This window comes from Escherichia sp. S10b, from assembly GCF_028421345.1.
Lineage (GTDB): Bacteria > Pseudomonadota > Gammaproteobacteria > Enterobacterales > Enterobacteriaceae > ECMA0423.
Map to the genome: position 1 here is coordinate 54,661 of NZ_JAHZSO010000074.1, position 10,900 is coordinate 65,560.

Annotated in this window: 10 protein-coding genes and 4 tRNA genes; all 14 read right to left on the reverse strand. The window is 52.9% G+C overall.

The genetic code is table 11. The features are described 5' to 3' along the window. Window positions 1-2 precede the first annotated feature (2 nt). The gene (locus tag FTE26_RS06900) at window positions 3-1,238 is read right to left on the reverse strand and encodes an anaerobic sulfatase maturase (RefSeq protein ID WP_000941530.1); all 1,236 of its coding nucleotides are present in this window, start codon (window positions 1,236-1,238) and stop codon (window positions 3-5) included. Window positions 1,239-1,384: 146 nt separating this feature from the next. After that, window positions 1,385-1,461, reverse strand: a tRNA-Pro gene (locus tag FTE26_RS06905). Window positions 1,462-1,503: 42 nt separating this feature from the next. Then, window positions 1,504-1,590, reverse strand: a tRNA-Leu gene (locus FTE26_RS06910). Window positions 1,591-1,610: 20 nt separating this feature from the next. After that, window positions 1,611-1,686 (reverse strand) — tRNA-His (locus FTE26_RS06915). A 58-nt stretch (window positions 1,687-1,744) separates the two neighbouring features. After that, a tRNA-Arg gene (locus FTE26_RS06920) sits at window positions 1,745-1,821 on the reverse strand. 102 nt (window positions 1,822-1,923) lie between these two features. Beyond that, window positions 1,924-3,309 (reverse strand): bifunctional threonine/serine APC transporter ThrP, encoded by a 1,386-nt coding sequence (gene thrP, locus FTE26_RS06925; RefSeq protein WP_000774731.1) that lies wholly within the window; start codon window positions 3,307-3,309, stop codon window positions 1,924-1,926. A 190-nt stretch (window positions 3,310-3,499) separates the two neighbouring features. Continuing rightward, window positions 3,500-4,240, reverse strand: a complete 741-nt coding sequence (wecG, locus tag FTE26_RS06930; RefSeq protein ID WP_001064010.1) for a lipopolysaccharide N-acetylmannosaminouronosyltransferase — start codon at window positions 4,238-4,240, stop codon at window positions 3,500-3,502. Window positions 4,241-4,242: 2 nt separating this feature from the next. Then, complete coding sequence (gene wzyE, locus FTE26_RS06935; protein WP_000055132.1) at window positions 4,243-5,595, reverse strand: ECA oligosaccharide polymerase; 1,353 nt, start codon at window positions 5,593-5,595, stop codon at window positions 4,243-4,245. Continuing rightward, window positions 5,592-6,671, reverse strand: coding sequence for a TDP-N-acetylfucosamine:lipid II N-acetylfucosaminyltransferase (gene rffT / locus FTE26_RS06940; RefSeq protein WP_000217237.1), 1,080 nt, complete (start codon window positions 6,669-6,671; stop codon window positions 5,592-5,594). Before rffT ends, wzyE begins: the two co-directional genes overlap by 4 nt. Next, complete coding sequence (gene wzxE, locus FTE26_RS06945) at window positions 6,668-7,918, reverse strand: lipid III flippase WzxE (RefSeq protein WP_000050260.1); 1,251 nt, start codon at window positions 7,916-7,918, stop codon at window positions 6,668-6,670. Before wzxE ends, rffT begins: the two co-directional genes overlap by 4 nt. Before the next feature lies 1 nt (window position 7,919). Beyond that, window positions 7,920-9,050, reverse strand: coding sequence for a dTDP-4-amino-4,6-dideoxygalactose transaminase (gene rffA / locus FTE26_RS06950; RefSeq protein WP_000612044.1), 1,131 nt, complete (start codon window positions 9,048-9,050; stop codon window positions 7,920-7,922). 4 nt (window positions 9,051-9,054) lie between these two features. Next, on the reverse strand, window positions 9,055-9,729 hold the full coding sequence (gene rffC, locus FTE26_RS06955) for a dTDP-4-amino-4,6-dideoxy-D-galactose acyltransferase (protein ID WP_001145196.1): 675 nt from the start codon (window positions 9,727-9,729) through the stop codon (window positions 9,055-9,057). Further along, the gene (gene rfbA / locus FTE26_RS06960) at window positions 9,707-10,588 is read right to left on the reverse strand and encodes a glucose-1-phosphate thymidylyltransferase RfbA (protein ID WP_000676056.1); all 882 of its coding nucleotides are present in this window, start codon (window positions 10,586-10,588) and stop codon (window positions 9,707-9,709) included. The genes rffC and rfbA overlap by 23 nt, the downstream gene beginning before the upstream one ends. An 18-nt stretch (window positions 10,589-10,606) precedes the next feature. After that, the coding region (locus FTE26_RS06965; RefSeq protein WP_272457522.1) for a GDP-mannose 4,6-dehydratase at window positions 10,607-10,900 on the reverse strand (294 nt) is incomplete at its 5' end.

Genomic DNA, 10,900 nt, shown 5'->3' on the forward strand with positions numbered 1-10,900 from the left:
TTTTACTTATTCACCACCAGCAAATGTGCCTGCATAATGTCACTGGCCGGGCGACCGTGCGCCAGCAAATCAGCCATTGCTTTAAGATATGGCGGTAGATGGCGGAAATAACGCTGATACCCGGCACACAAATAATTCAGCCCCGGTTTGCCGCTGGCATCGAGCATGAAGCGGTGTTTCGGGCAGCCTCCCCAGCACGCTTTTAACACGTTACAACTGCGACACTGCGCCGGTAATTGCTTAAATTTATCTTCACCAAACACCTGCTGTTGCGGGGAATCGATCATTTCTGCAATTGTTTGCTGATGCATATTCCCCAGCCGATATTGCGGATAAACATAGTGATCGCAGGCGTAAACGTCGCCGTTGTGCTCAACAATCACCGAGCGCCCACAGGTTGGCTGATGATGGCAAACCGCACCCGGCGCACCGACAAAATTGGCAAACGCCCATTCGATATTCATCACGAAAATCTTGCCGACGTCGCGTTTGATCCAGTGGTCGAATATCGCCACCAGAAATTCACCAAATTCATCGGGGCGCACCGACCATTCCGTCAGTTCCCCCTGAATATCACCAGGCGCATGTAGTTTCAGTCCATCGCTGGCAGCTGTTTCATCAGCCAGGCGCTCGACCACCGGAATAAACTGGATGAATTCGACTCCCGCATCGCACAAAAAATCATAAACCTGCAACGGTTGCTGCGCGCTGGTGCGGTTGACGCAGACCAGCACGTTATAGTCGACATGATGTTTTTGCAGCAGCGTCAGGGCACGCATCACCAGCTTATGCGTTGGTCTGCCACCTTTGGTCACGCGATATTGATTGTGGATCTCAGCCGGACCGTCCAGCGATAACCCAACAAGAAAATGATTTTCTGCCAGAAATGCACACCATTTATCATCGAGCAGCACGCCGTTAGTCTGGAAGCTGTTACTTATCTTCCTGCCAGCACCGTATTTCGCCTGTAACTTTACGGCACGGCGGTAAAAATCCAGCCCGAGTAACGTTGGTTCGCCGCCCTGCCAGGTAAAAGCCACTTCGTTTTGCGGTTCGCTGGCAGCGATATAGTGACGGACATACGCTTCCAGCGTGTCATCGTCCATATGCGTGACTGGCTTTTCGCGGTAAAGGGATTGTTTTTCGAGATAAAAACAGTAGTCACAGTTCAGATTACAATCGGAACCACTCGGTTTCGCCATCACATGAAAAGCACGCGTTGGAACCTGTTGCAGCATGGTCACTCCTTGCCTGAAGTCATCCTTCAATACGTTAAGGGCGAAATCATACCGTGGGGCAATGAGTTATTACGGGCGTTTATTGCGAAGGGAGGGTGACGAAATGCACAGAAAACAAAAAACCCCGCCGAAGCGGGGTTCAAAATTGGTCGGCGAGAGAGGATTCGAACCTCCGACCCACTGGTCCCAAACCAGTTGCGCTACCAAGCTGCGCTACTCGCCGAAATACTGCTTTTTGAATTTTTAGTTCAATTCTTTAAAGTCGTGGTGCGAGGGGGGGGACTTGAACCCCCACGTCCGTAAGGACACTAACACCTGAAGCTAGCGCGTCTACCAATTCCGCCACCTTCGCATTGTCACAACTTCTAATAATGGGGTGGCTAATGGGATTCGAACCCACGACAACTGGAATCACAATCCAGGGCTCTACCAACTGAGCTATAGCCACCACTACAAATCTTGTTACGCGGTATTACTACCACCGCAGCTCAAGCGCCGGGACTAAATGGCGCGCCCGACAGGATTCGAACCTGAGACCTCTGCCTCCGGAGGGCAGCGCTCTATCCAGCTGAGCTACGGGCGCTTAGCGCCGTTGCGGGGGTGGATAATACGGACTTCCCACCCCTCTGTCTAGTCCCTTTTTAAATAAATTGCGCGTTTGGTTACGGTTTGTGCGTTTTGCTGCTTATTCCTCCAGTTTATGCGCTTTCCCGTGGCGATTAAGGCCAAAAACTTTATAAATCGCCGTCACCGCCAGCATAAAGATGATGCCAACAAACAGCGACATACGCGTATCTTCATTAAAGTACATGCCGATCAAAACGCAAATCAGGAATGCCATTGTTACGTAGTTGGCCCACGGGAACAGGATTGAGCGGAACGGATGGCTGGCAATCGCCGCTTTATGTGCACGCCGAAAACGCAGCTGGCTTATCAATATCACAAACCATGGCACCATCCCCGGAAGCACGCTGGCACTGTAGACGTAGACAAACACACGCTGCGGATTGGGAATGATGTAGTTCAGGCATGAGCCAATTAGCAGAATAGCAATAGATACTGCCACACCCGCAACTGGTACGCCGTGACGGGAAACTTTCGCCATCGCCGCCGGTAACTGACGGTTTTTCGCCAGTGCGTAGAGCATACGTCCGCAACTGTACATGCCGCTGTTACAGCCAGAGAGCGCAGCCGTCAGCACCACAAAGTTGATAATGCCCGCCGCTGCGGTAATACCGATTTTGGCAAAAGTCAGTACGAACGGGCTGCCGTTGCTGCCAATTTCATTCCACGGGAAGATGGTGACGATAACGAAAATCGCGCCTACGTAGAAAATCAGGATCCGCCACAGCACTTTGCCTACGGCACTGCGCAGCGTCACCTGCGGATTCTTCGCTTCACCGGCAGTAATGCCAATCAGCTCCACGCCCTGGTAGGACGCCACCACAATACACAGCGCGGTCAGGAACCCTTTCCAGCCACCCGCAAAGAAACCGCCATGCTCTGTGAGATTGCTAAAACCAATCGACTGCCCGCCATTGCCAAAGCCAAAGAAAATCACGCCCAGGCCAATGACAATCATCACGATAATCGTGGTGACTTTGATCATCGCGAACCAGAACTCGATTTCGCCGTACAACCGCACCGCCGCCAGATTCGCCAACGCCACCAGCGCCACTGCGATCAATGCGGGTATCCACTGCGCCATCTCCGGGAACCAGAACTGGACATAAACGCCAATGGCGGTGATTTCTGAGATCCCCACGGCCATCCACATAAACCAGTAAGACCAGGCGGTGAGATAACCAAAGAACGGGCTCATATAACGATGCGCATAAACGGCGAACGAACCGGTAACCGGTTCGAGGAACAACATTTCGCCCATTGAACGCATGATGAAAAAGACGAATAGCCCGGCGATGATATAGGCCAACAATACGGATGGCCCGGCCCATTTCAAGGTACTGGCGGCCCCCATAAACAGGCCGACGCCAATGGTGCCCCCCAGGGCGATGAGTTCGATATGTCGAGCTTCCAGCCCACGCTGTAGCTCTGGTTTGTTATCTGCCATAAATCCTCGTGTTGTGTTTGCATGCTTTCCGGTGTTACCGGTTATCGTTATGGGTACATCGAGTGTTGCGAATGTTTTCGTAATTCAGGAGAAATGGCAAATAAAGCATTAAAAATTTGAATGCTTTGTGTAATAAAAAAGCAGACAGGCGACGGAGTGACCACTCCGTCGCTTTACAAAGAGAGGAAAATCAGAGGTTGCCGGTGTAGTGCCAGCGTAAATAACGCAGCAAACGAAGCTGACGCTTAATGCGGCTCGGCTGCGAAAGCAGGCGGTAGAGCCACTCCAGTCCCAGCGTTTGCCAGATTTTCGGTGCGCGTTTTACGTGACCGGTGAAAACATCGTAAGTCCCGCCAACGCCCATATACAGCGCATCTGGATGCACCAGACGGCAGTCGCGCATGAAGATCTCCTGCTTTGGCGATCCCATCGCAACGGTGACGATTTGCGCTCCGCTGGCATGAATGCGTTCAAACAGCGCCTGACGCTGCTCGGGTTTAAAATAACCATCCTGACTGCCAACGATATTCACATTCCACTGGTTGCGCAGTTTAGCTTCAGTTTGCGCCAGCACTTCAGGTTTACCGCCCACAAGAAATACCGGCGTCCCTTCTTTGCCTGCGCGCGCCATCAGCTCTTCCCAGAGATCAGCACCGGCAACGCGGGAAACCTGCGCCTGCGGGTACTTTTTACGTACTGAACGTACAACGCTGATGCCATCCGCATATTTAAATTCGGCAGCGTTAATTAGCTCCCTGACCTCAGCATTATCTTCAATGGTCAGCATTTTTTCGGCATTAATGGCAACCAGCGTTCCCTGCTTAAGATGCCCGTCAGCAAACAGATAATCGAGGGCGTGCTGCATATCACGCCAACCAATCAACTGTAAGCCACGCAGCGTATAGGTCGGTGCCATGGTGTTGTTATTCATTGTTATCCTTCAACCTGCGTCCGGAGCGATGATTTTGTACGTTTATGAATGAGTCCGGCGCTTTCAAAAAGCCAGTACAACAGTTTTGCGATCATCAGACATGCGCCGAAGACCACGATAAAAAAGACTACGCGTGAGACAAACGAATCCAGCCCTTCACGTGCCAGCACGATCATATTGAAGATCGCCCCAAAGCAGAAACTGTGCAATATCGCAGCCTTATAGCGATTAGTCTCGCGGTTGCCCAGCTCATACAGCCAGTCGAACCATTTGATGATCAGTCCAACCACAATCGCCCCGAGTGGGATGAACAACGCGCCGCCCATCACCACCAGTGAGCCTATAAGCGTAGGCGAGATCGCCAGTCCGGAGTGGTTATTCAGCACTTCCCAGGTAAAGTAGTTGGCTGAGTTCAGCACCATACTCGGGCGACCCGGCCACAGCCAGGAAGGGATAAAGACATAGAAATCGCGGACAATTGGAGCCAGGCCCTGGAAGTCGATGTTGTCGTAGTTCTGCAACAGCAACGCCAGATTCTCCCATGGCGAGAAGGTGTCGCGAGTGAGATAGAGAAACGTATAGAACGCTTCATCGCCGCTCACATTCATTCCATAGCGTTTTAGCGCCAGCCAGAACATGCCCACAATCCCCAGCACGCCCGCCGCCGCCAGCATCCACAACGAAATCCAGCCGCGAATAATGCCAATAAACAGGAAGATAGCGAATGCGATGATGATATTGGCGCGAGTGCCGCCGACAATCATATAAGTCAGCAAGCCAAAGGCGACCGTGCTGACGAGGAAAAACAGCCACGCTTTGCTATCCTGGCGCAGAAAGTAGACCACCAGCATCGCCGGGATGAAAAAGTAAAAGAAGCGTTTTAACGCCACGCCGGAGACTTCACTGGAGAAGATCTGACTGTAGGAGTTAAGCCGGAACAGCAAAAAGCCGTTGTGCATGAAGAAGATGCCGACGCTTACCAGCGCGATGCCCATCAGGATCACCCACGTAAGATTGGTCTCCACGCGGTTCATGGTAAACAGCGGACGGCGCGGTACATCAGCAACGCGTTTGCGTAGGCGGGTTTTGTAGGTGACATAGTAAACCGCGTAGAAGCAGCCCGCAGAAAGCAACGCCTGCAACAAGATTTCTGGCGGCGCGACACCAACATCAAAGCGAAATACCAGCACGCTGGTCAGCGGGAAGCCGAAGAAAAAGGTGAGCAAAAACAGCAATGAAAAGAAGACATTGAAGTTAAAGCGCACACGGCGAAACTCAAACCAGGTCAGCGTGGCAATAAACAGCGTGCAGAGCAGCCAGACCACAAACAGGCCACTGAATTGCAGCAGACTCATGCGCCCTCCCCGGCGGCAATCGCCAACGCCCGCTGCCAGCCTTGTAGATAGTTAGGGCTAAAGAAGGCAATGGTGTTTTTATCCACCGACGCCAACTGGCGCTGCGCTTCACGCACAATATCCTCGTTGAGATCGTCGGTAGTAAACAGCACTGGCAAATGCTGTTCCGTCATATCCTGCCAGAACGGATTTTCCCGGTTAAGCACACAAGGAATGCCCGCCTGAATCAGTAAGCACAGCGTACCAATGCCCTGCTGGCGAGCAAAAATAAAGTAACCAAGATCGCACTGACGAAGTAGCGCCAGATAGGCGTCAAATTCCAGTTTTTCGCTCAAAATTTGCAGATTTTCTTCGCTGAATAACTCCAGCCCCGCCTGACGAACTTCCTCAATGTACGCTTCGTTATTAGGCGGATATCCCATCGGCACCACCACTTTTACCGTATCGCCAAATTGCTGATGAACGGCACGTAAAGCGGCGACATGCTCATTGCTGAGGTCGCCGGAGTTCCCCACCAGAATGGTCATTTTTCCTTCACGTTGCCGATCGTTCGCCATCGTATTGAGAGAAGGGTCCATCCGCGTCGGGAAGTACAGCAGTTCTCCCCGCACCTTTGGGTGCGTTTTGGCAAAAAAGCTCAAATCGCCGCGGGTGGCAAATACACAGCCGACTCGCTTTTGCGCCAGGCGACGTAGTGGGTAAAAAAGCTTATATCTCAAGCCACTGGAAAGCTCATACAGGTCTGCCCCCCAGATATGCCAGAAAAACTGGCTGGGCTTAATGCCACCACTCAGCAGAGCCAGCCACAGTGTGGGATTGAACTGACCGTGGAAAAAAAATCGCTGCTGACGGTTAGCTTTTGCTTTCGCGATGACCGCTTCCGCCAGCGATTTTTTCCCAGGGAAAAATTGCACAGAAAGCGCCGGACAGCTATCACTTAAGCCGTCGTCCTTGCCAACAACCATAAACTCGCGCGCGTGCTCGCTCGTCGCAGCCAGCGCGTCATTGAAAAACCGCAAAACGGTTCGGTTATGGTGAGGGATATCCGATCCCAGTACGTGAATCAGTACAGTCATGCCCGCCTACGCCAGAGTAAAAACACGCCACAACAAAGAGAAAAATAGACGATATAAGTTGCCATATATGCCTGCGCCGCGCCCAGTGCACCATGCGCAGGGATTAGCCAGTGGGCAAATACCATCAATAAAGTGAACTGGCTGATTTCCGCCAGAATATAAAACCGCAATGACGCTTTGGCGATCACCAGATAACCAAAGACATAAGCGCCCACTTTTAACACATCACCCACTAACTGCCAGGCAAAGAGATCGCGCATAGCGGTAAATTTATTCGACAACAGCAGCCAGATAGCAAAATCACGCAGCAGCCAGACGGTAAAACTCGCCGCCGCCACTGCCGGTAAGACGAATTTCAGCGATTTAACCACTTCCCGGGTGATATCGCGCTTTTCCGTTAGCCGCGACAACGTGGGCAGCAAATATACGCTGAACGATGCCGTAATAAATTGCAGGTAGGCATCGGAAATACTGCTCACCCCTTGCCAGATCCCCACTTCATCCCAGCTATACTGCGCCGCGAGCAGTTTACGCATCATGATGTAAGCAACAGGCAAGGTCACCGACGTAATCAACGCCATGAGCGTAAATTTGCTCAACTGCCCTGCCAGACCGTTATCCCAGCTGGGTTTCAGATAGCTTAACGGGATGACACCACGTTTGATCAACATGATGGCGGCAGGAATTACCACCAGCGCGGGAATCAGCGCCAGACCCAGCAACGCCCCTTCATAACCGCCCAAACGGTAACTGACGTAGTACGCGAGAACGCCAATCAAGCTGCCGACAATCAGCGATAACGCATTACCTGCGGCATCGCGAAAGCCTTTCATCAGCGCCAGTAACAGGTTGCCCCAGGCGATCCCCATTTGCACCAGCGCCACTAAACGCACCAGCCCCTGATAGTCGGTATTACCAAACAATCCCTGGCTGATTGGCGCAGCTGCCAGCACAAAAACCAGCGCCATCAGCGTAGAGAAACCAAGTACCATCGCTGATGAAGTGCCGACCACGCGGCGCAGCTGTTGCGGATTATCATGGTACTGGGCAACGTATTTGGTTACACCGTTAAAGATGCCAGCTCCGGCAAGCACGCCGAGCACGGTAATCAACTGGCGGAAATTTGCCGCCAGCCCAAGCCCCGCCGGACCAAATGACACAGCCAGCAACTTACCGACCAGTAACCCGGCACCAATCTTGACCAGTGTACTGGCCGCCGTCCACAAGGACGCTTTTGCCAACGACATATCAGGAGAAGTAGTTCAACAAAGTCGCAATTACCGTACGCTGATTGACGGGCGACAGGTTGTAGAACAGCGGCAGGCGCAGCAGGCGCTCGCTCTCTTTGGTGGTGTAGCGATCTTCACCGTGGAACTCACCAAAGCGTTCCCCCGCAGGGCAACCGTGCAGCGGAATGTAATGGAACACCGCCATGATTTCCGCTTCTTTCAGAAAGTTAATCAACGCGCTCCGGTCATCAATATCCCGCAGTTTAATGTAGAACATATGCGCGTTCTGCACGCAGCCATCGGGAATCGACGGCAGCTCGATACGCCCGGCTTTCGCCAGAGGCGCTAACGCATCGTAGTAGTTTTGCCACAGCGCCAGACGTTGCTGGTTGATACGATCCGCTGCTTCCAGTTGCGCCCACAGGTACGCAGCTTGCAGATCGGACATCAAATAGCTGGAGCCAATATCGCGCCAGGTATATTTATCGACCTGACCACGGAAGAACTGGCTGCGGTTAGTGCCCTTTTCACGGATGATCTCGGCTCGTTCGATTAACGCTTTATCGTTAATCAGCGTCGCGCCGCCTTCACCACCCGCCGTATAGTTTTTGGTTTCATGGAAGCTAAAGCAGCCAATATGACCAATGGTTCCCAGTGCACGCCCTTTGTAAGTGGACATCACGCCCTGAGCGGCATCTTCTACCACAAACAGATTATGCTTTTTCGCCAACGCCATAATGGTGTCCATTTCGCAGGCCACACCCGCGTAATGGACCGGCACGATAACGCGCGTTTTGTCGGTGATCGCCGCTTCAATCAGCGTTTCGTCGATGTTCATGGTGTCCGGGCGAACATCCACAAAAACGATTTTTGCGCCACGCAGCACAAAGGCATTGGCGGTGGAGACAAAGGTGTAGCTCGGCATGATCACTTCATCGCCAGGCTGGATATCGAGCAGCAGCGCCGCCATCTCCAGCGAAGCGGTGCAGGACGGCGTCAGTAACACTTTGGCGCTACCAAAACGTTGCTCCAGCCACTGCTGGCAGCGACGGGTAAAACCGCCATCGCCACACAGTTTGCCGCTACCCATTGCCGACTGCATATAGTCGAGTTCGGTTCCCACCACCGGCGGTGCGTTAAATGGAATCATGTGATCACCTGTATAACCAGTACGCGGTGCTTTCTACATTCGCACCACTTTGTATGTATCGTTTAAGCGCGGCGGTGTTGCCCATTTGGGTCGCCACCCGCAAAGTTGTTTTACCGCGAGCATACGCCCAGTTTAGCGCCGTTTGCATCAGCTCAGCACCTACACCGCGTCCAGCCAGCAGGCCAATTCGCGCATCTGTCGCATTGAGTTCCCGTAAAGAGACATAACCGCGAATACCGCCGGACGCCGCACGTAAAATCAGACATTGATGATCAAAGGTGCCGCGCACGGCATTTTCAATCCACTGTGCATAAAAGCGTCTGCTGGCGTCAGGCGCATACCACGGCGCACGAAAACGGCTTTGCGCAAATGCGGCGCTGGCTAACTGACGTAATGCGGGAATATCGGTCTCTTGTGCCACTACAGCACCACTATCACTGACATTGTTCACGGGTAGTGCCAAATCAACTTCACCTTCTACCAGGGAGAATCCCAGCTGTTGCAGGGCATCCAGTTCACCCGTATTTGATGCCGCAATTTTGGCCTGCACCCGTGACCACGGCGCTAACACGTCTGGCGTCAGGAGCGGTGCTTCAGACGTAATGCGCACGATGGCGCTGTTAACACCAAAGAAGGCGTTTTCCCAGGTTAGTGGCTCAATACTGGCGCGGACGGGCACGAAGTAACTCCAGCAGATATTGGCCGTAGCCAGTTTTCGCTAATGAACTGGCAGCACGCTTCACACCCTCGTCATCGAGCCAGCCGTTACGCCAGGCGATCTCTTCCAGGCAGGCAATCTTAAAGCCCTGGCGTTTTTCTACTGTCTGCACAAAGGTACTGGCTTCAATCAGGCTGTCGTGAGTGCCAGTGTCCAGCCAGGCAAATCCGCGCCCGAGCAGTTCAACGGTCAGGTTGCCCGCCTCGAGGTACATCTGGTTGATGGAGGTAATCTCCAGTTCACCACGCTCCGACGGCTTCACCTGCTTTGCGTACTCCACGACTTTACTGTCGTAGAAATAAAGCCCGGTCACCGCCCAGTTTGACTTCGGCTGTTTTGGCTTTTCTTCCAGCGAGATAGCGCGGAAATTGTCGTCAAACTCCACCACGCCAAAGCGTTCCGGGTCCATCACCTGATAGCCAAATACCGTCGCCCCTTCCGTGCGCGCCGCAACATGACGCAGCTTCGGACTGAAGCCCTGACCGAAGAAGATGTTATCGCCCAGCACCAGACAAGAAGGTTCACCGTTGAGGAAGGTTTCACCGATGATAAAGGCCTGCGCCAGACCGTCCGGGCTGGGCTGTTCGGCGTATTCCAGCTGGATACCGAACTCACTACCATCGCCCAGCAGGCGCTGGAAATAACCTTTATCTTCCGGCGTAGTGATGATGAGAATTTCGCGGATACCGGCCAGCATCAGCACCGACAGCGGATAGTAAATCATTGGCTTATCGTAAATCGGCAACAGTTGCTTCGATACGCCGCGCGTAATCGGATGCAATCGGGTACCGGAACCGCCCGCCAGGATAATACCTTTCATGTTTGCCTCCGCTGAAAATTAGCCTTTCAGACCTAAACGCTCGCCCTGATAGCTGCCGTCCTGCACCTGCTTCCACCAGCTTTCATTAGCCAGATACCACTGCACCGTTTTACGCATTCCACTTTCAAAGGTTTCCTGTGGCAGCCAACCAAGTTCACGGGCAATTTTCGAAGCATCAATGGCATAACGCAGATCATGCCCCGGACGGTCAGCGACAAAGGTGATCAAGTCACGATAGTGCGCCACGCCGTGCGGCTTGTTCGGAGCCAGTTCTTCCAGCAGCTCGCAAATGGTTTCCACAACATCGAGATT

Bases quoted from the DNA above. Each gene is read 5' to 3' on its own strand.
- FTE26_RS06900 (WP_000941530.1), bottom strand. From the start codon at position 1,238: ATGCTGCAACAGGTTCCAACGCGTGCTTTTCATGTGATGGCGAAACCG.
- thrP (WP_000774731.1), bottom strand. From the start codon at position 3,309: ATGGCAGATAACAAACCAGAGCTACAGCGTGGGCTGGAAGCTCGACAT.
- wecG (WP_001064010.1), bottom strand. From the start codon at position 4,240: ATGAATAACAACACCATGGCACCGACCTATACGCTGCGTGGCTTACAG.
- wzyE (WP_000055132.1), bottom strand. From the start codon at position 5,595: ATGAGTCTGCTGCAATTCAGTGGCCTGTTTGTGGTCTGGCTGCTCTGC.
- rffT (WP_000217237.1), bottom strand. From the start codon at position 6,671: ATGACTGTACTGATTCACGTACTGGGATCGGATATCCCTCACCATAAC.
- wzxE (WP_000050260.1), bottom strand. From the start codon at position 7,918: ATGTCGTTGGCAAAAGCGTCCTTGTGGACGGCGGCCAGTACACTGGTC.
- rffA (WP_000612044.1), bottom strand. From the start codon at position 9,050: ATGATTCCATTTAACGCACCGCCGGTGGTGGGAACCGAACTCGACTAT.
- rfbA (WP_000676056.1), bottom strand. From the start codon at position 10,588: ATGAAAGGTATTATCCTGGCGGGCGGTTCCGGTACCCGATTGCATCCG.